General features: G+C 33.4%; 22 protein-coding genes. 6 read left to right on the top strand and 16 right to left on the bottom strand.

The window, feature by feature from the left end; all coding sequences use genetic code 11:
• Positions 1-86: 86 nt before the first annotated feature.
• The 6 genes from BTA34_RS06900 to BTA34_RS06875 all read right to left on the bottom strand — a co-directional run bounded on the left by BTA34_RS06900 (position 87) and on the right by BTA34_RS06875 (position 3151).
• Complete coding sequence (locus BTA34_RS06900) at positions 87-368, bottom strand: hypothetical protein (protein ID WP_151435012.1); 282 nt, start codon at positions 366-368, stop codon at positions 87-89.
• Between the two features lie 183 nt (positions 369-551).
• The gene (locus tag BTA34_RS06895; protein WP_151435011.1) at positions 552-1007 is read right to left on the bottom strand and encodes a GNAT family N-acetyltransferase; all 456 of its coding nucleotides are present in this window, start codon (positions 1005-1007) and stop codon (positions 552-554) included.
• Positions 1008-1218: 211 nt separating this feature from the next.
• Positions 1219-1758, bottom strand: a complete 540-nt coding sequence (locus BTA34_RS06890; RefSeq protein WP_151435010.1) for an Ail/Lom family outer membrane beta-barrel protein — start codon at positions 1756-1758, stop codon at positions 1219-1221.
• Between the two features lie 377 nt (positions 1759-2135).
• The gene (locus BTA34_RS06885; protein WP_151435009.1) at positions 2136-2453 is read right to left on the bottom strand and encodes a hypothetical protein; all 318 of its coding nucleotides are present in this window, start codon (positions 2451-2453) and stop codon (positions 2136-2138) included.
• A gap of 63 nt (positions 2454-2516) precedes the next feature.
• Complete coding sequence (locus BTA34_RS06880) at positions 2517-2819, bottom strand: putative quinol monooxygenase (protein WP_151435008.1); 303 nt, start codon at positions 2817-2819, stop codon at positions 2517-2519.
• A gap of 131 nt (positions 2820-2950) precedes the next feature.
• Complete coding sequence (locus BTA34_RS06875; RefSeq protein WP_151435007.1) at positions 2951-3151, bottom strand: hypothetical protein; 201 nt, start codon at positions 3149-3151, stop codon at positions 2951-2953.
• A gap of 166 nt (positions 3152-3317) precedes the next feature.
• On the opposite strand from BTA34_RS06875, the gene leuE reads away from it, so the two are divergent.
• The 3 genes from leuE to ttcA all read left to right on the top strand — a co-directional run bounded on the left by leuE (position 3318) and on the right by ttcA (position 6031).
• The gene (gene leuE, locus BTA34_RS06870) at positions 3318-3959 is read left to right on the top strand and encodes a leucine efflux protein LeuE (RefSeq protein ID WP_196734308.1); all 642 of its coding nucleotides are present in this window, start codon (positions 3318-3320) and stop codon (positions 3957-3959) included.
• Between the two features lie 269 nt (positions 3960-4228).
• Positions 4229-4777, top strand: coding sequence for a 4Fe-4S dicluster domain-containing protein (locus BTA34_RS06865; RefSeq protein WP_151435005.1), 549 nt, complete (start codon positions 4229-4231; stop codon positions 4775-4777).
• 330 nt (positions 4778-5107) lie between these two features.
• The gene (gene ttcA, locus BTA34_RS06860) at positions 5108-6031 is read left to right on the top strand and encodes a tRNA 2-thiocytidine(32) synthetase TtcA (RefSeq protein ID WP_151435004.1); all 924 of its coding nucleotides are present in this window, start codon (positions 5108-5110) and stop codon (positions 6029-6031) included.
• A 307-nt stretch (positions 6032-6338) separates the two neighbouring features.
• Here the strand turns inward: ttcA and zntB are convergent, their stop codons facing one another.
• Positions 6339-7322 (bottom strand): zinc transporter ZntB, encoded by a 984-nt coding sequence (gene zntB, locus BTA34_RS06855; protein ID WP_151435003.1) that lies wholly within the window; start codon positions 7320-7322, stop codon positions 6339-6341.
• A 377-nt stretch (positions 7323-7699) separates the two neighbouring features.
• Between zntB and BTA34_RS06850 the strand changes: the two genes are divergently transcribed.
• Together BTA34_RS06850 and BTA34_RS06845 are read left to right on the top strand one after the other, a co-directional pair.
• Entirely contained in the window at positions 7700-8041 is a 342-nt protein-coding gene (locus tag BTA34_RS06850) for a DUF4377 domain-containing protein (RefSeq protein ID WP_151435002.1), read from the top strand.
• 309 nt (positions 8042-8350) lie between these two features.
• A complete protein-coding gene (locus tag BTA34_RS06845) occupies positions 8351-8911 on the top strand; it encodes an outer membrane beta-barrel protein (RefSeq protein ID WP_151435001.1) in 561 nt (186 codons plus the stop codon).
• A gap of 672 nt (positions 8912-9583) precedes the next feature.
• On the opposite strand, the gene BTA34_RS06840 is transcribed toward BTA34_RS06845, so the two are convergent.
• A complete protein-coding gene (locus tag BTA34_RS06840) occupies positions 9584-11203 on the bottom strand; it encodes a peptide ABC transporter substrate-binding protein (protein WP_151435000.1) in 1620 nt (539 codons plus the stop codon).
• A gap of 223 nt (positions 11204-11426) precedes the next feature.
• Here BTA34_RS06840 and tpx point away from each other — a divergent pair, with 223 nt between their 5' ends.
• Positions 11427-11930 (top strand): thiol peroxidase, encoded by a 504-nt coding sequence (gene tpx, locus BTA34_RS06835; RefSeq protein WP_151434999.1) that lies wholly within the window; start codon positions 11427-11429, stop codon positions 11928-11930.
• Between the two features lie 67 nt (positions 11931-11997).
• Here the strand turns inward: tpx and tyrR are convergent, their stop codons facing one another.
• From tyrR to pspA, 8 genes are all read right to left on the bottom strand, one after another.
• On the bottom strand, positions 11998-13563 hold the full coding sequence (gene tyrR / locus BTA34_RS06830) for a transcriptional regulator TyrR (protein WP_151434998.1): 1566 nt from the start codon (positions 13561-13563) through the stop codon (positions 11998-12000).
• A 153-nt stretch (positions 13564-13716) separates the two neighbouring features.
• Positions 13717-14136 (bottom strand): hypothetical protein, encoded by a 420-nt coding sequence (locus BTA34_RS06825; protein WP_265576287.1) that lies wholly within the window; start codon positions 14134-14136, stop codon positions 13717-13719.
• 534 nt (positions 14137-14670) lie between these two features.
• Positions 14671-15714: a YcjF family protein gene (locus BTA34_RS06820; RefSeq protein WP_151434997.1), complete on the bottom strand. Its 1044-nt coding sequence runs from the start codon at positions 15712-15714 to the stop codon at positions 14671-14673.
• Positions 15711-17105, bottom strand: a complete 1395-nt coding sequence (locus tag BTA34_RS06815; protein WP_151434996.1) for a YcjX family protein — start codon at positions 17103-17105, stop codon at positions 15711-15713. The genes BTA34_RS06820 and BTA34_RS06815 overlap by 4 nt, the downstream gene beginning before the upstream one ends.
• Positions 17086-17340, bottom strand: coding sequence for a phage shock protein PspD (locus tag BTA34_RS06810; protein WP_265576286.1), 255 nt, complete (start codon positions 17338-17340; stop codon positions 17086-17088). Before BTA34_RS06810 ends, BTA34_RS06815 begins: the two co-directional genes overlap by 20 nt.
• A 119-nt stretch (positions 17341-17459) precedes the next feature.
• On the bottom strand, positions 17460-17816 hold the full coding sequence (pspC, locus tag BTA34_RS06805) for an envelope stress response membrane protein PspC (RefSeq protein ID WP_151434995.1): 357 nt from the start codon (positions 17814-17816) through the stop codon (positions 17460-17462).
• Positions 17813-18046: an envelope stress response membrane protein PspB gene (gene pspB / locus BTA34_RS06800; RefSeq protein ID WP_151434994.1), complete on the bottom strand. Its 234-nt coding sequence runs from the start codon at positions 18044-18046 to the stop codon at positions 17813-17815. Before pspB ends, pspC begins: the two co-directional genes overlap by 4 nt.
• A gap of 36 nt (positions 18047-18082) precedes the next feature.
• The gene (gene pspA / locus BTA34_RS06795) at positions 18083-18751 is read right to left on the bottom strand and encodes a phage shock protein PspA (protein WP_151434993.1); all 669 of its coding nucleotides are present in this window, start codon (positions 18749-18751) and stop codon (positions 18083-18085) included.
• Between the last annotated feature and the right edge of the window lie 2 nt (positions 18752-18753).

The following is an 18753-nucleotide window of genomic DNA, read 5'->3' as shown; positions in this document are numbered from 1 at the left end:
TTCACCTGCTTATATTTTAGCAGGTGATTTTTTTATTTCGCTCTGAAATAAAATGAATAAAAGTCACTTATTGCGTGTAATATCTGTTACTCAAAGCATTTAGATGAATGAGCAATAGTTAAAAACATCGTGCCCTCTCTTGTGAGTGTACTGTCTTGTTTTATTGGTGGTGATTTGACCATTCTATCTATTTCAGTTGAAGAAAATTTATTACTTGCTTCATTATAAAAACACAAACATTGGTCTTTGCTCACATGGCTATAGACACTTAATGTATCCATACAATATTCAATAACTTTATTTTCTTGTGATTCAGAGCAAGCAGGTAGTAAAAATAAAGATAAAATAACAACTAAGTTTTTTTTCATAGCTATTCCACTGTTGTGTTAGATCTATTTAATTATGAAAAAATTATTTCATTAAAGCAGGGGATTTATCACGATATAAATCAAACTTGAGTGGATAATTATTATTTATACAAGATAAATAGAGATAATCTTCACCTCCCCCCTATTTTGTATCTTTAATATTTCTTTATTTGGTACTTGTATTTAGTATTTGTACTTACTTTTATTTAATCTTAAATGTAACAGTGGAAAAGGATTACCTTGCCCATCTAATTCTGAACGCCCTATTTGCTCAAATCCAATATGAAGATAAAAGCCAATTGCTTGAGGATTTTGCTCATTTACATCTAATTCATCAATATGCAGTGTATTTATCGCGAAAGTTGTAAGTAATTTACCACAGCCATGCCCTCTAGAATTCGCATCGATAAAAAGCATTTCTAACTTATTTTCTGCTGTGCCTAAAATCCCATGAATAACATTATTATTGTCTATCGCAATATAAGTATTAAGCATAGGGAAATACTGTTCTACAATATCCTTTTTAAGCGATAAGATGATATCTTCTGATAGAAAGGCATGCGTTGCTCTAACTGAAGACTCCCAAACTGCAATCATTTCATCATAGTGTGAAGGTTCTGCTTTTATTATAGTTAACATAATTTCCTCTACATAAAATATGGGTATCTTAAAGGTCCTTTATTAACAGTCAAGCATCCCAAATAAAAAGCACACATTTAATGTATATTTAATACGCTTTGATAAGTGAATATCCTACATGAATATCCTACATATAGTGATGCATTTACATTTGTATTCACAAAAAGGCCACATACCGTGACCTTTTAAAAATATTATTTATTGCTGAAAATTAGAAACGGTAACCCACACCTAATACCCAAGTACCAAATTTCATATCATCTAATTTTGAGTATTCATAAGATGCATCAATTGCTACGTTTGGGATTGGATTAATCTGTAAACCTAATCCATAACTTATAGATACTTTGCTTTCATGCTGTTCAGTATCAGGAATTTTATAATTAACATTAAAAACACTGGTACCGATTAAACCATACGCATTAATATATTCATTAAAACGATAACTTGGTCCGCCTGAAAATAAATAATAATTAACATCAGCATGCCCGGTACTTTTATCATTCTTATCATAGCAATTATATCTTTTATTATTATAAGAAAACGAGCCTATAATCCCCAAACCATTATCTATCTTACGATCATACTTAATATTAAATCCTTTAGGATCTTCATCTACCTTATCGCTATCTACTTTTATCTGGCTTTGTGCATAGCCTAGAGACAATGTGTTTTTTAATGTAGCAGATGCATTAAATGTTATCATTGATGATAGAATAGCTGTGATTGAAATAAACAGTTTATTTTTCATTAAACATCTCGATATTATTTTTCAATTAAGAATATAAGACTAAGAAAGAAATATAATTTAAATTACAATTAATTCAATATTATTGAACTTAAACCTCACTTAAAATAATAAATCAAATTAAAAAATAGATGAATGGTTTATTTTCAATGTGAAAACAATAAATATATTATTTTAAATAAATATTGATAATAAAGGGTTACATTCAAATAAAGAAAAATAAAAAGCATTAAATTTCAGATAAGTTAATTAATTTTTATATTATTTATATTTCTATTTTATAAAAACTAAAAAGGTCACATAACGTGACCTGTTAAAAATATTATTTATTAGCTTAAATTTAGAAACGGTAACCCATATCTTATAAAGTGGCTTTTCTTTTATGTATTATTAGCAAGTTGCATTTTTAACCAAAAACTTTGCTGGCATAAATTAAAAAATTCTTTTCTACAAGGAGAAATTAGCTTGTTATTTGACTCTACAATTTCCCAAGTTATCCAATGTTCAGGACATTGAGCGTCATTATCATAGTGTTCTGTTTCTATCTCTTCTGTGCATTTCAAGATGACACCATCAGGAAATAACCAAGTATGAGTTGCTCTGGTTATTTCTGTTAAGTTATCCAAAAAATTCTGGGTACTTAAAATTTGATAGCTATCTTCTTGGTTAACAATTTGAGATATGTACTTCGCTAACATCACCTTCTCTCTTGTTTTACTTCTTATTATTTAGTGCGCCCATTATAAATGAACCGAGTTTTATTACTCTTGTTTTTCATCAAAAGCATCTGCCATAAGTAAAAATTTAGGCTCTGCTTTTTTATATGCATTAATCATCGGGACTAATCGCTGAAAATGTTCACTAGCACAATGCACATCAAGTGCAGCATGATCAGGCCATTGTTCAACAAAGACAAAGTGACCTGGATCTTTTTCATCAACATATAAATTATAGCTAATACACAGAGGCTCTTTCTTAGTCGCTTCAACAAGTTCACGATAAAGAGGTAAAACAGTTTCTATCGCTTCTGTTTTAATAAAATCTTCGGCAATCACTTTTAACATCACATTTTCCTTACCGTAATTAAATAACACAATATACTGTATAAAAACACAGACAAATATAATCTAGTTAACTTAAGAGATCTAGACTCTTTACATACGAAAAATGCTTCTTTAAAACAATAAAAACTGTCTTAGCATTTCAGGCTATCCTCTTTATCTTTCTTTAAACACTCGATTTCTAACCAATGAGTAAATAGCTTTGCTTTTTGTATAAACACATTTACATCATCGATTGGGCTTATGCTTTCAGATAAAAGGTAATTAATACTTTTTTGTTGCTCTGGATAGTTTGCTTCTACTATTTTTACGAAGTCTTCTAGTGTTTCAGGCAATATTCATCTTTAAATGATAAAAAAGGCTTGTTTTTTACACTGTAGGCAGTAAATATCAAAAATTTATTCTCAATATCGATAAAAATATACGTTTAAATAATGCGGATTCTCTTTATATAATAGCAATTCATTAAGTAATGCAGAGAAAGTAGGATTGGGGGTTAACGTGTGGCTTGAACAATTTGGTGTACTCAATATCTGGACATACCTTGCAGGCATGTTTTTTATTATCCTTGTTCCAGGTCCGAATACGCTCTATGTGCTAAAAACAAGTGCATCTGGTGGTGTTCGCGATGGGTATCGTGCTGCATTTGGTGTGTTCTTAGGTGATGCTATTTTAATTTTTCTCGCCTTTATTGGTGTTGCATCTGTTATCAAAGCCTCTCCTGTACTCTTTACTATTGTTCGTTTTTTAGGTGCTTTTTATCTTCTCTATTTGGGAATAAAAATTATCCACGCAACTTTTTTCTCCAAAAAAGTACATTCAGAACAAACAACAACGGTACAGAAACACGTTTTTAGAAAAGCACTTACATTAAGTCTAACCAATCCTAAAGCGATTTTATTTTATATTTCATTTTTTGTTCAATTTATTGATTTTAATTATGCACATACTGGATTATCTTATTTAATCCTCGCCTCCATGCTTGAAGCATTTAGTTTTATCTATCTCTCTTTTCTAATATTTGGTGGCGTAGCCCTTGCTCGTTTCTTTGGCTCCCGTAAAAATATCGCTAAATTAGGTAATGGTGTTATCGGGCTTTTCTTTATGGGATTCGCGACTAAATTAGCCACATTATCATCATAATTTTAATAACAAATATCCATTAAAAGAAACGGCAATCGAAATAAGATTGCCGTTTTTTCATCTAAGATTATTTATGTATATTATAAAATCTTATATCTATTACTTTATTAAATAGTATTCATTCTCATTTGAGTTAAGTTTAAAAATTCTTTTTTATTTAATTGTTATTATTTAACCTTATTTACTAGAGATAATTTTGATTAATATTACTAAAATAAACTGCCATTCATTATATTATAAATTATATAACCCTATAAATAGGTACTGAGATGAATAGCCAAATTGTTATTGACTCTAAAAAATGTATTGGCTGTAAGACATGTGAAGTTGTTTGTTCAGTCGGTCATACATCAGAAAAAGATGGAAATGATTTTCTCAATAAAAAGAATTTTCATCCGAGGATCCGCATTATTAAATTAATGCATCAATTTACAGCTTCTGTTTGCCATCAATGTGAAGATGCTCCCTGCGCCCAAGCTTGCCAGACAAAAGCATTAGTGCGTGGTGAAAATTTTGTCGAAACTCATCCTGAAAATTGCATTGGATGTAGAGCTTGCCTTTTAGCTTGTCCTTTTGGCGCCATTGAACTTGAGAAAAAAGCGCATTCCGTACCTACTTCTTGTTTAGATCTTGGTCAGCAGTTTCACATTGATATCGTTAAATGTGATTTATGCAATCATAGAGAACAAGGACCTGCTTGTGTTGAATTTTGTCCTCAAGATGCCTTAATTTTTGTCTCTGATAATGAATTGTCACAATTGACCGCTGAACGTAGAAAAAATTCTATTTTACGTGAACTACCAACAATATCTTATTAAGATTAAGGTCTATGCCTATTAATAATCACCGAGTGATACAAAAAGTTTATAGCCTTATTCAGTTTATATAAGGCTATAACTTCTTACTTTTTTACTGCCTTGAAATCGCTTAACTATAGTTATCTATATCGAAACTACCCTACCATCTGGTATCATTGGCGACTTATCAATTTTCTTGCCATAAATAACTTTGTTTTGCACACAACTGATTATTGGAGCCTATAAGATATTTTATTGATTTATCATATTGTTAAGGTCTCAGAACAGCGAAGAACAAAGCCTTGGTTAGCAAGTTACAGAATAATCAGCAACGATATAGAACCGTAAAAAATGAGCATCCCAAAAGAGCAGTATAATTTCAACAAACTACAAAAACGCTTACGCCGTGATGTTGGGCAAGCTATCGCTGACTTTAATATGATTGAAGACGGCGACAAAATCATGGTCTGCCTTTCTGGTGGTAAAGATAGCTACACGCTACTTTCTATCTTAATGAATCTGCAAAAAAGTGCGCCAATTAACTTTTCACTTGTTGCAGTCAATTTAGACCAAAAACAACCCGGATTCCCTGAGCATATTTTACCTGAGTATTTAAATGAGCTTGGTGTGGAATATAAAATTGTTGAAGAGAATACCTATGGGATCGTTAAAGATATTATTCCTGAAGGTAAAACAACCTGCTCTTTATGCTCACGTTTACGTCGTGGTATTTTATATCGCACAGCGACAGAACTTGGCGCAACTAAAATTGCTTTAGGGCACCATCGTGATGATATTTTAGAAACATTATTCTTAAATATGTTTTATGGTGGAAAACTTAAAGGTATGCCACCGAAATTAATGAGTGACGATGGCAAACAAATCGTTATTCGCCCTCTTGCTTACGCTCGTGAAAAAGATATTGAGCGTTTTGCACAAGCAAAACAGTTTCCAATTATTCCTTGTAATCTTTGTGGCTCCCAGCCTAATCTCCAACGTCAAGTGATTAAAGAGATGCTAAGAGATTGGGATAAGCGTTACCCTGGTCGTATTGAAACCATGTTTAGAGCAACACAAAATATTGTTCCATCACACTTATGTGATACTCAATTATTTGATTTTGCTAATATCAAACATGGTGATGAAGTCATTAATGGTGGCGACTTAGCTTTTGATAAAGATGATATTCCAGCCGTTCCAGTGATGTTCCAAGAAGAAGATGATGAACGTCCTGACTTTAGCCAAAATAAGCTCGATATTGTTGAAGTGAAATAATGCACTATATCCTAAGCCTTGCATTCAGGGCTTAGGATTTTTATGACTAAATAATCGCCAATAATTAATTTGAGCAAAAAAAAACCGATGTTAATAAACATCGGTGTAATAATGGTCAATTATTCTGTATTAAGAACTCAATATGAGAAAAACTACAATTATGGAGCACAACGTTCATCGCTCAACGTTGTATTCACCTGCGAGAGTTATAATGCCAGATGTTCTATTTTAAAAAATTGATATATCTCAAACAGGGTTAGAGAATTCTTTTTTAAATCCATTTAGTTACGATTAATTTGCTGAAATTTTACAACCACCTACTACGCTTTAACCACCAAGTAACAATCACAATCAAAATAAAGAGAGATAAACAAAAAATGGTAAAACCATAAGGAAATTCATTTCCAGGTATTCCGCCTAAATTGACACCAAATAGTCCTGTTAGAAATGTTGTTGGTAAAAATAACATTGCCATTAGCGACATAGTATAAGTACGTCTATTCATCGCATCAGCCATCATGGATGTTATTTCATCTGCAATCACCGCAGTACGAGAAATACTACTGTCCAAATCTTCTAAACGTCGAGAAAGTCTTTCTGAGATTTCTAACATCGTGACTCTATCGCTATCACTCATCCACGGTAATTTTTCAATAGAGAGTCTTGAGAATACATCTCGTTGAGGTGCCATATAACGACGTAAAACAATTAACTGTTTTCTTAATAATGCAAGTTCACCTCTTGCTGGTATTTGTTGATCGAGGATCATATCTTCCAATTCAATTAATTGGTCATGTAGCGTCTCAACAAATTCACCTATTTCATCAGTGACTGCATCAGCCATGGTAATTAGCCAATCGCCGCTATTTTCAGGCCCATTACCGAGTTCTAAAGTATGAATAACCGAATCTACAGAATTGACTCGGCGGTGGCGGCTTGAAACAATTGTTTGACTGTTAATATAAATTCTAAAAGCAACAAGCTCATCTGGTCGATCATTAGGATTATTATTAATTGTTTGCAAGTTGATGACGACACCTTCGCCAATGCGTTGTGCTTTTGGTCTGACGTTCTCTGCAAGTAATATATCTTTAGCAATAGGTGGAAGTAATTCTGTTTCTTGTATCCATTGAGCACTTTGTGGCTTGCGGTAATCTAAATGCACCCAATAGGGATTTTCATTTGTTGCAACAGTCTCTGCTGTGATTTCTGTTGATCCGCCATGCCCATTAAGCTGTGCTGTATAAATAGCATCTGAATCTTGTATAACAGAGTCATTAATTGTTTTCACTTAGCTTCCTCCATAACTTTTGCTTTAAAAGTAATACTTGAATTCAATACTCAACTGTCAAATATGATTAATCTACCTTCATTTTATAACGCTATGTTTTGAACCGTTATTCTATACTTTTTTCTAGTTAACTGTATATCAAGACTATTTTTGTTTAATTTATCTATAACCTCTAATTATCTTTATTACTTTAGGATTATTGCACTAAATTAAATGCTGATAGTTACGCTAGTATATTAATACTTAGAACAACAGTAGGTAACTTATTTTATTTGTAGGTAAAAAGTTACCTACTATAATTTATAATAACTATCTAACTGGTGTATACTAAATATTCTTTAATACATTTATTGCACCCTAAAAATAAGGTTCTCAATATGAAAAAATTTATCGCTATTCCTTTATTTTTGCTTTTGGCTGGATGCAATGATGCAACTTCAACTGAAAGTGCCAATACAACATCATCTACGGGAACAATAAAAACACTTCTAGTGGATTCACAACTGTATGATTGTGTTGGTGTCGCGCCAATGAAGTGTATGAAGGTGAAAGAGCTACCTGCTGGCGAATGGTCCCTGTTCTATCAAAATATTGATGGTTTTGAATATAAACCAGGCACTGAATACACATTAAAAGTTAATGTTACAGATATTCCTAACCCGCCAGCAGATGCATCAAGTGTGAAATATACGTTGGTGGAAGTTGTAGATAAAAAATAGAACATCGCACTCAAATCTGACTCACAATAGGTATTCAAGCTTATTGTGAGTATTTCCACTTATTACGCTCAGTTTCCACTCCCTCCTATTTAAATAATTTCTTGTCATTGTACCAATTGTACCAATATTAAACTGATTAATAATTTTCATGCTATTTAATAATTAGCTATTTATAATAGTTTGATTTTTTATTGAGTTTAAAAATAAGCACTCAAACTTTTTTTAAGAGTAATTTCAATCAATTAATATTGAAATCAACATTTATTTTACTAAAAATAGTGTTCTACACATCAACATAGAAACTCTATAATGAATAAATTAGCCCTTATTTTAATTAGCTTAGCTTTATCTTATTCCTCTACATTACATGCCTATGATAAGACACATACCCTATCTGGTGGCTATATTTATGGCAAAATAAAAGGTGACACTGCAAAAGGAGAAATAATCAGTTATCGTTATGAAACAGAAAATGCTTGGGGAATATTAATTTCTCTACTGAGTTTAAATGGAAACCATAAAGAATATTTTATTGAACCTCGTTTTACCATACCTTCAATGACAAAATACCGAACTAAAACCACTGCCCTATTAATCGGTTCTACTTATAGAATAACACCTAAAATTTCTGTTTATGCTCAAATGGGTCCTAATAAATTAAAACATCAAGAAGATAAATATCACCCTGAAATAAATACAACAGATACCCACATTGTTAAGACAACAAGTGTAATTGGTCAAGTTGGCATCGATTATAATCCTGTTAAGAATATCTCATTTAGCTTGGGCTACCTTTATTCTGATACCACGGCAAATAAGCGGCATATCGAATTAAGTGCTTTACAATTATCTCTAGGATTCCGTTTTTAAACGATTTTTTAATAATTATTGATAATCCGTAATTTAACTTAACAATAAAGAAAAACAAATAGATAATTCTGATTGTGCGTTTATCAAATGCCACAATAAATACATTAGACTTGATTATAACTACGTGTTTATATCTATAAATAAAATAAGGTATAATATTTAACATTAAGCACATTGCACAATTAGTCAAAACAATACCATAAAAATGTATTAACATATCTCCTGCAATGTTTATTCCTTTTGAGTCTCCTTCTGTTTTTATAACAGAGGGATTTTTTTTGTTATAAATATTTTATTAATAACTGTAACAGTTAGATACAATAAAAAGCGTGCAAAGAAAGCATTAACAATATAATTTATATTTAGACAAGAAATCACCCTGCTTTATTTTGCTACGCCCCTTTTTAAAAGGGGTTCTTTTTTATTTATACTCTTTTGGTTTATACGCTTTTTTATAACCTCTTTTATTTTCTTGCTTTTTCTTAGCTTTTCTACTAACAGTAGTATATCAACTTATATATTCCTAAAACTCTATTTTTACTATTGATGTTCGAATAAAAAAATACCCCAAAGTCAATTTTAACTTTGAGGTATAGTTTATGCTTAATGATCTGTTACTAAATTAAAATTTTCATATTGGCTTAATTTTAAGCTTCTAATTTAGTTTTTACATTAATGCTTCAGAATATAAAGCGTATGGCTATAAGCAACATCTTCTGGGTTCTCAATGGGATAACCTTTTAACCACGGTTTTATCAAGCGTCCATTTGTGTATTGATAAATAGGCGCGATTGGTGCATCTTCAGCAATAATTTGCTCAGCGCGATTATACAGACTATTTCTTTCATTTGTATCAATAGTCATGCCAGATAATGTTAATATTTCATCATATTGCTTATTCTGATATTTAGCGATATTACCAGCGTGTTTAGAACCTAATAAGCTTAAAAAAGTAGAAGGCTCGTTATAATCGCCAACCCATGATGCTCTTATAACATCAAAATCTCCCGAATTTCGGCTATCAATATATGTTTTCCATTCCTGATTACGTAATTCGACTTTCACACCTAACTTTTTCTTCCACATAGAAGCAACGGCAATAGCAATTTTCTGATGATTCTCTGAATTATTGTATAGCAATGAGAGCGTTAATGGATTATGAGGACCATATCCCGCAGCCGCTAATAAGATCTTAGCTTGGCTATCTAATTCATCTTGATTGTATTCATCATAGATTGTAGGTTCTGGGGTAAAGCCCGCCGTTACATCAGGTGTAAAACGATTTGCTGATTTCTCCCCTGTTCCTAATACTTTATCAGTGATAATTTTTCTATCTATTGCCATCGATAACGCTTTACGTACACGAATATCTTTTGTTGGCCCTGATTGGGTATTAAAAGCATAATAATAAGTCCCTAACTGGTCAGGAATATAAACCTCATTAGGAATATCTTTCATTAATTTATGATATAAATTTTTCGGGAATGACTCTGTAATATCAATATCACCCGCTAAATAACGCTTAGTCGCATGTGATTCATGATTAATCGGCACAAAAGTGACTTTGGTTAATACTGTATTTTTATGATCCCAATAATAAGGATTTGGCGTTAATACGATCTTCTCATTAACGACTCTATCTTTTAAAACAAAAGCTCCATTTCCAACTAAATTGCCAACCTTAACCCATTCAGCACCATATTTTTCAATACTATGATGTGGTACAGGATATAATGAAAAGTTAGTCGTCAAATTTGGAAAATAAGAAACGGGTCGTTCTAAAGTGACTTTTAGTGTCTTTTCATCTATCGCTTCTACACCTAATGATGTTGGTTTTAATTTGCCATCAATAATTTTTTGTGCATTTTCAATAGATGCAAGTGATGCATACCATGCAAAAGGTGAAAGATTCTTAGGATCAACCAGTCTTTGCCAGCTATAGACAAAATCCATTGCTGTTACTTTTTCACCATTAGACCATTTTGCATTATCACGTAAAGTGAAGATCCACACACGATTATCTTCTGTACGCCAACTTTGAGCAACACCCGGAATGGGGCGTCCATGCTCATCTTCTATCGTCAACCCTTCAAATAAATCACGTTGCACTTGAGCTTCTGTTAACCCTACGGCATTAATAGGATCAAGTGATGCTGGCTCATCTTTTAAATGTCGCACGACTTCTTGCTTTTTATCGAGTATCGTTCCTGCCGGGACTACTGCCGCATTTATCTGCGATGTGAGTAATCCTTGAACGACAAGTGCACATGAGATGACGAATATTTTGCGCATGTCTGTTTCGTCCTGTAATCTGTATGAGAGTAAACTGCACAATTATAAGAGCCTGATAAAAAGGCACAATCACTGATTACAAATATTTTATAAATTTTTATGTTTTTAGTGGTGACTATGCCAATAGTGGCAAATTTTAATAATGGTTAAGCATTAACGGTAATTATCGTTAATAATGAGTATTAATAACGGTTAGTCTGACAACTAATAAAGGAGAACAACAATGGCACATCAAGTTACTTTACAAGGAAATGCAGTAGCACTATCGGGTAATTTCCCAACAGTAGGTCAAAAAGCTGCAGATTTTTCTCTTGTTGGTAAAGATCTTAATGATGTTTCTTTAGCGAATTTTGCAGGTAAACGTAAAGTTCTAAACATTTTTCCAAGTGTAGATACTGGTGTTTGTGCTGCAAGTGTTCGCCAATTTAACAAAGTTGCAAATGAATTAAATAACACGGTTGTTTTATGTATTTCAGCTGATTTACCTTTTGCTCAAGCGCGTTTTTGTGGCGCAGAAGGCTTAGATAACGTTGTGACATTATCTACAATGCGTGGCGCTGAATTTAAAGAAAACTACGGTGTTGCAATTACATCAGGTCCATTAGCTGGCTTAACAAGCCGAGCTGTGGTTGTTTTAGATGAAAATAACAAGGTTATCTACACTCAGTTGGTTGATGAAATTACAACTGAACCTAATTATGATGATGCGTTAAAAGCACTGAAATAATACTGATAAAAAAATAGACGAGTATTAGCTCGTCTATTTTTATTATGCATAAAATCTTATTACTCAATTATTCTTCAGACTTATCACTCTTTTTATTCGTAAGATTATATTCTCTTAACTTATTCGCAATAGCAGTATGTGAAATACCTAAGCGTTTCGCTAATTTACGTGTACTAGGATAATCACGGTATAAACGCGTTAAAATCGAAGCTTCAAAGCGTTTTGTCATTTCATCTAACGAGCCTTCTAATAGGTTCTCATCAAATAATGTTTCATCCGTATGCTCAGGTAACGTAATATCTTGAACACGCAATGTATTTCCAACTAATTGTGCCATTGCTTGATAAACCGTATTCCGTAATTGACGAATATTACCCGGCCAAGAATATTGCATTAAACAATTTGAGAAATCACTAGAAATGGACGGTACACTCACCTTTTGTTCTTGGCAGTACTGATTAATAAAATGAGTTGCCAACGGAATTATATCGTCCTTTCTTTCCCTTAATGGCGGTAATGTTAATGTTAATACGTTCAAGCGGTAATAAAGATCTTCTCTAAACAATCCTTTTTGTACTAATTCCCACAAATTTTTCTGAGTAGCACAAATAATACGCACATCTACATTAACTTCTTCTTCTTCACCCACTCTGCGGAACGTACCATCATTTAAAAAGCGTAGAAGTTTGATCTGCATTTGTGGTGACATTTCACCAATTTCATCAAGTAAAACAGTGCCGCCATTGGCTTGCTCAAAAAAGCCCTTTTTCCCTTCAATGGCATTAGGATAAGCACCTGCTGCATAGCCAAATAATTCACTTTCAACAACATCATCAGGCATTGAAGCGCAATTTAAGCCAAGAAATGGATATCTTAAACGGCTACTCAGTAAATGGCAGGCTTTGGCTAATAAATCTTTTCCTGTGCCTGTTTCACCCACTAATAACAATGGATCATGCATTATTGCCATTTTCTTTGCGCGAGTAATAAGCTGCTTCATTTTGGGTGTTACGGCAATAATTTGGTCAAACCCACTTTGATCGTTAGTGGCTAATTTAGGATAATTATAAATAATTTCATTATATTTCAGTAAAACAAAAGCCCCAACGCAATGATTATATTGGTTATCGTCGGTCAGTTTAATTGGGACTATTTCCATTTCAAAGTTCTGTTTTTTCACAGTAATAGGCACCTTTTGAATAAAGTGCTCTTTTTGTTCTAAAAAACGATGAATATTAAAATTTGGGATCAATTGGTTAAATGTTTTCTCAGCATAATCATCTGGAGATAAACCAAAAAGCTGTCTTGTCGCAGGGTTAAGTAATTTAACCTTACCCTTGGTATCAATAGAAAAAACAGGAACAGGAACAGATTCTAATAATGTCCAAATTGCACGATGTTCTTGCTCTGATGGCATAAATGCAACAGTTCGTACATCAATAACACCATTTATTCGACGTATTTCCGCCATAAGCGGTTGAAATATATTAAAATCTATCTGTGAGAAATTCAGGTAAATAAGACCAATTGGGAATATTTCAATTCCACGCAAATCAATATTTTTTAATACAAGCAGATCTAATAATTCACGGGTTAACCCGATGCGATCTTCACAAGTGACCTCTAAACGCATTATAAACCTTCTTAATACTGAGTGACCCTGAACTAATTCTAGATATTATACATAAATATCAACGAAATAAAGAGGCTTGTCAGCAAAGGTTGACACCACTAGCATTTATTTTTACACAACTAAATTAATCTCCTAATTTTTAACCAAAATTATTTATGCTTTAAAAATGCTGAATAACGAAAATGAAGAGGTTTTTATTATTTTTTTTAATTCAAAATCGATAAGATATTCGACATCTTTTACCAAAGGGCTTAATTCTCGACGGATCACCTTTTTGATAGTTTTACATCCATTATCAAAACAAAAAAGGAGATACTCTAACGCCTTTATTGCCTTTTCTTTCTTATCTGGCTCAGCCAGATATTCAAAAAATTGGGATATCTCTTTTATTTGAAATGACTTAGGCTGCTTTTGATATTGTCTCTTTTTAATCTCTCCGATCGTCTCACTAAGAATAGGGATTAAAATACTGAGTTGGTTATCAATATTTGAGACATTAAATGCCGAACTCAGATAGAGTTTACGCCTTGGTTTAGAGAGTTTCTTTATTACTGAAATTTGCATTTCTTTCATTTTTTAACCTTGTTAGAATAATTATTGATTAACTATTTTCTATTTTTTATAAATAAAAAACCGTCTCTATTTATTAAATAACGAATAGCTTACAAATTAGATAGTTGAAAATATATTGACAAAATAGGTCTATGATACATTTCTGCGGTGACATTTAACGCTATTTATTAAACCAAACTCAAGACTATTTTCTTTCAAAAAAGGAATATTTTGATTAAAATTACAAATATTTCACTAGGGAGACACACATAAACCTTTATATACAAACAGTTACAACATCTTTATTTTTTGTGAGAACTGACTCTTTTTAAAGTTTTTTATCACGATAGTTTTATTTTAAAATGATTACATTAATTAGTAGTAAAATCATAAAAACATTTTATAGCATTTTATTCCTTATTTTAAAATAATATCTTATCATCTTTATTGTTTTGGCTATTTTATATAAACAACACCTTGCCAATATTTATATAAAAAAACCGCAGAATGGCTTCTACGGCTTTTATTTAAAACAATTAAGAGGTGAAAAATAATTTATTCTTTCTTTTTACTACCAATAGTATTTTTTAATTTTCCAATTAGCTCTTTTCTAAAATCGCCTAGCTTAGGTTTATTATCATCAATCCATGGTAAAGGACGGCATAATTCCATGGCTTTTATTCCTAAGCGTGCCGTTAATAAACCAGCTCCAATGCCTTGAGCCGCTCTTGTCGATAATCGTGCTGCAAGATCTTGTGAAAGCCAGTCCATTCCGACTTCTCTAACCAGCTCTGTCGCCCCCGCAAATGCAATATTGACTAGAACAAGGCGAAAGAGTTTTAAACGACTATAGTAGCCTAATTCGATGCCGTAAATTTCTGCAATACGATTAATTAAACGAATATTACGCCAGCCAATAAAGGCCATATCAACCATTGCCAACGGGCTGACAGCAATCATTAAAGTTGACTCTGCTGCAGAACGACTAATTTCAGCTTTAGCTTGTTTATCCAAAATAGGTTGAACAAGTTGACTATAAAGTTCTAATACTTCTTTGTCATTATGGGTGTCGTGTAATGCACTTTGCCAACGAATCAATGCAGGGTGTTGTGAGCTAATACCCGCTTGTTTTGCGAGTTTTTCACAAAATGGTCGTCCATTCCCCATTGCATGGCTATAAAGTAACTCTTTTGCTTTATCTCTTTCATCTGCACGTTGGCGTAAACGATAAATACGACACCACTCTGTTATCACTGATCCAATACCAGCAATAACGATTAACCCGCCCGCACTGGCTGCACCCAACGCAATCCAGTCAGAATTTACCCATGAGTCACAAATCCACTGTCCGGTTTGGGCAATAACACTGATCCCTAAAATGGTACTTGCAATCGTTAATAAACGTTTCCAGAGACTTTTTTTCGGTTTTAAAATTGATTGAACATCACCTTCTAATTGCCCTTCATTCTCTTCATCCAATTGTGGATCAATAGGCAAAAATTGCTCATTTTCATTAAAGCCAACACCTTTTTTCAAGGTGATTTCTTCTTGAAGTATCGGTTCTTTAAAATCAATTCGCGATTTTAATGGCTCCGTCATTTTAATTTATCCCCTAACAAGAACTCCATTGCACTATCCATACGAATATGAGGAACCGCGCTATCTCTTGATATTTGCTGCGGTCTAAACGATTCGAAACTAAACCCTTGTTTTTCCCAAAATGTTTTTTCAGGTAATCGCTTAGGAACCTCACCGGGAAAATACACCAATGGAGTGTTATCACTTAAACGAAAACCTTTTAAGGCTGGTATTTTTTCGCCATGATGATCAACTATCCCGCTTTCAGTTGCCGCAATAGAAGCGAGTCCCATGCAATCAATACTGATCCCTTCAAAAATAGCATTTTGTTTAGCATCTTGAATAAGCTGTTGAAGCAATGACACTAAATTTTCATGTTGATCAACCGTGATATGGTCAGCTTTTGTGGCCGCAAATAGAAGTTTATCGATACAAGGCGAGAATAAGCGTCTAAGTAAGGTTCTTTTTCCATAATGAAAACTGCGCATTAATTGTGTTAATGCTTGGCGCATATCATTAAAAACATCTGCACCTTGATTTAAAGGTTGTAGACAATCAACCAAAACAATTTGTCGATCAAACCCTTGGAAATGATCACGATAAAAACCTTTTACAACATGCTGCCCATAATATTCATAGCGCTGTTTTAACATACCAATATTAGTACGTTTATCTGCGTTCTTTAATTTAGCAATATCGTATTTTTGTAAATCAACCCATGGGAAAAACTGCAAAACGGGCGCTCCAGCTAATTCACCTGGTAATACAAAACGCCCTGGCTGAATAAAATGAAGCCCTTCGTCTTTGCATGCTAATAAATAGTCAGTGTAAGCGAAGGCAATATCAGCTAATAATGTTTCATCAGCTGGCGCAAAAGGATCACATTTTTTAAGCAGTAATTGCCAATGTTGTTCTGGTGACGTTCTTTGGCGATTTATCTTATTCATTTGCTCTGACCATTCAAAATAGTCTTGTTCGAGCATAGGTAAATCTAATAGCCATTCTCCGGGATAATCAACAATTTCTAAATAAAGAGAAGATGTTTCTTTTATAAAACGTGTTAAAGATTCATTAGAACGATAACGTAGTTGTAAACGAATTTCGCTGACCCCTTTCGTAGGAATAGGCCAACTTGGCGGTGTATGATAAAGAGATTCCATTCCCTCATCATAAGTAAAACGAGGAATATTTAAATTGTGTTGAGGAATACGTTTTACACCTAGTAGTTGCTTATTTCGTGCAGCCGAGAACAGCGGTAAACGTGCACCTGTATGCACATTTATAAGTTGATTAACTAAAGAAGTAATAAATGCAGTTTTACCGCTTCGACTTAATCCCGTTACGGCCAAACGAAGATGTCTATCAACACCACGATTAATAAAAGCGGTAAGTTCATTTTGTAGGCGTTTCATGTTTCTCCCAAGACATTTGACGCGATAGCTTATTAAAACCTGCTTTGATAATAGGTTCAGCTATCAATAGAACCAGCCAACGTAACGGTTTGCTACTTACTCGTTTTAATATACCGCCTGTGATTGCTGCTGGCCCAAATAAAGTGAATAACATTAACCCAAATGTTAACCCTTTTTTAGCTAATTGGGCGAGTTTATTTGTTTTTAAAGAAACGAATACTTGATTGGAATTCACAATAAGCACCTCAATCAGAAATTTTATTGTCTCATAATACAAGCGTTGAAAAAGATAAACGGGCTGAAAGAAAGACGCTCCAAAAATGGAGCGTCTTATCAGATTAAATGGCAAAAATATTACAAATCTCGAAAGCGTTTATTTAACTGATAAGTAGAAGAAGTAATATAACGTTCCATTTGTTGTAAACGTTTTTCACCTTGCATCAATTGATTATCGACTCCGCTTAAAATCTCTTTTAAGCTCTCTTGCTGATCTTCACCTTGCTGGTAATTAGCAGGAGCTGGCTCCATAAAGAAACTTAAGACAAGATAAGCAACAATAGTTAAACCGAAAAAGCCAGCAAACAGCGCAATCACCGCAATAACCCTGACAAGTAAAACAGGAATATTAAAATAATGGGCAAGCCCAGCACATACACCACGGATCATGCCTTCTTGTGGCAAGCGATACAATTGTTTGCTTTGCATCGTCATTGTGATTGCCTCCAGTTAGGATGTTCTGCATCAAGTATTTGTTCTAACGTCTTAATGCGTTCCTGCATTTGCTGAGCTTTATCCACCAGCGCGCTCAGTCGCTGCATTTCTTGATGGGTTAACTGAACATTACCTCCACCTTTTTGATTGTTATAGTGCAACCACAACCAAATAGGGAGAATAAATAAAACGAAAATTGTCAGTGGTATTCCCAGAAATAAATAGCCCATTACATATCCTTTATAAGATGGTTATTACGCTTGCTGTTACTCTTTATTGATATTGATTTTAGCTTTTAATGCCGCTAATTGCGCGCTAATTTCATCGTCAGCTTTTAATTCAGCAAACTGTTGATCTAACGATTTTTCCTTGCCTAAACCATAACTTTGAGCTTCACCTTCCATATGGTCAATACGGCGTTCAAATTGTTCAAAACGCGCCATTGCTGCATCCATTTTGCCACTGTCTAACTGGCGACGAACTTGGCGAGATGAATTTGCCGCTTGATGACGAACCACTAAAGACTGCTGCTTAGCGCGTGTTTCTGTTAGCTTGTTTTCTAATTCGCTAATTTCGCCTTTTAAACGAGTTAGTGTTTCATCGATGATAATGAGTTCATGTTTCAATGTGTCATTAACTGATGCTACACGTTGTTTTTCGATTAATGCTGCACGAGCTAAATCTTCTTTTTCCTTAATAAGAGCCAACTCTGCTTTATCCTGCCAATCTTTTATCTGTTTTTCAGCTTGTTCGATACGACGCTCTAATCCTTTCTTTTCAGCTAAAGTACGTGCAGAAGTTGTACGGATCTCAACTAACATATCTTCCATTTCTTGGATCATTAGGCGGATCATTTTTTCAGGATCTTCCGCTTTATCTAATAAAGAAGCGATATTGGCATTAATAATGTCAGCAAAACGTGAAAATATACCCATGA

The organism is Proteus sp. CD3, from assembly GCF_008808075.1.
Lineage (GTDB): Bacteria > Pseudomonadota > Gammaproteobacteria > Enterobacterales > Enterobacteriaceae > Proteus > Proteus appendicitidis.
Note: the sequence above shows the minus strand (reverse complement) of the source record. Positions and strands in the feature narration are given on the sequence as shown.

What these genes read in the sequence shown, in the direction of transcription:
- BTA34_RS06900 (WP_151435012.1), bottom strand. Translation starts at nt 368, where the DNA reads ATGAAAAAAAACTTAGTTGTTATTTTATCTTTATTTTTACTACCTGCT.
- BTA34_RS06895 (WP_151435011.1), bottom strand. Translation starts at nt 1,007, where the DNA reads ATGTTAACTATAATAAAAGCAGAACCTTCACACTATGATGAAATGATT.
- BTA34_RS06890 (WP_151435010.1), bottom strand. Translation starts at nt 1,758, where the DNA reads ATGAAAAATAAACTGTTTATTTCAATCACAGCTATTCTATCATCAATG.
- BTA34_RS06885 (WP_151435009.1), bottom strand. Translation starts at nt 2,453, where the DNA reads ATGTTAGCGAAGTACATATCTCAAATTGTTAACCAAGAAGATAGCTAT.
- BTA34_RS06880 (WP_151435008.1), bottom strand. Translation starts at nt 2,819, where the DNA reads ATGTTAAAAGTGATTGCCGAAGATTTTATTAAAACAGAAGCGATAGAA.
- BTA34_RS06865 (WP_151435005.1), top strand. Translation starts at nt 4,229, where the DNA reads ATGAATAGCCAAATTGTTATTGACTCTAAAAAATGTATTGGCTGTAAG.
- ttcA (WP_151435004.1), top strand. Translation starts at nt 5,108, where the DNA reads ATGAGCATCCCAAAAGAGCAGTATAATTTCAACAAACTACAAAAACGC.
- BTA34_RS06850 (WP_151435002.1), top strand. Translation starts at nt 7,700, where the DNA reads ATGAAAAAATTTATCGCTATTCCTTTATTTTTGCTTTTGGCTGGATGC.
- BTA34_RS06845 (WP_151435001.1), top strand. Translation starts at nt 8,351, where the DNA reads ATGAATAAATTAGCCCTTATTTTAATTAGCTTAGCTTTATCTTATTCC.
- BTA34_RS06840 (WP_151435000.1), bottom strand. Translation starts at nt 11,203, where the DNA reads ATGCGCAAAATATTCGTCATCTCATGTGCACTTGTCGTTCAAGGATTA.
- tpx (WP_151434999.1), top strand. Translation starts at nt 11,427, where the DNA reads ATGGCACATCAAGTTACTTTACAAGGAAATGCAGTAGCACTATCGGGT.
- tyrR (WP_151434998.1), bottom strand. Translation starts at nt 13,563, where the DNA reads ATGCGTTTAGAGGTCACTTGTGAAGATCGCATCGGGTTAACCCGTGAA.
- BTA34_RS06825 (WP_265576287.1), bottom strand. Translation starts at nt 14,136, where the DNA reads ATGAAAGAAATGCAAATTTCAGTAATAAAGAAACTCTCTAAACCAAGG.
- BTA34_RS06820 (WP_151434997.1), bottom strand. Translation starts at nt 15,714, where the DNA reads ATGACGGAGCCATTAAAATCGCGAATTGATTTTAAAGAACCGATACTT.
- BTA34_RS06815 (WP_151434996.1), bottom strand. Translation starts at nt 17,105, where the DNA reads ATGAAACGCCTACAAAATGAACTTACCGCTTTTATTAATCGTGGTGTT.
- pspC (WP_151434995.1), bottom strand. Translation starts at nt 17,816, where the DNA reads ATGACGATGCAAAGCAAACAATTGTATCGCTTGCCACAAGAAGGCATG.
- pspB (WP_151434994.1), bottom strand. Translation starts at nt 18,046, where the DNA reads ATGGGCTATTTATTTCTGGGAATACCACTGACAATTTTCGTTTTATTT.
- pspA (WP_151434993.1), bottom strand. Translation starts at nt 18,751, where the DNA reads ATGGGTATATTTTCACGTTTTGCTGACATTATTAATGCCAATATCGCT.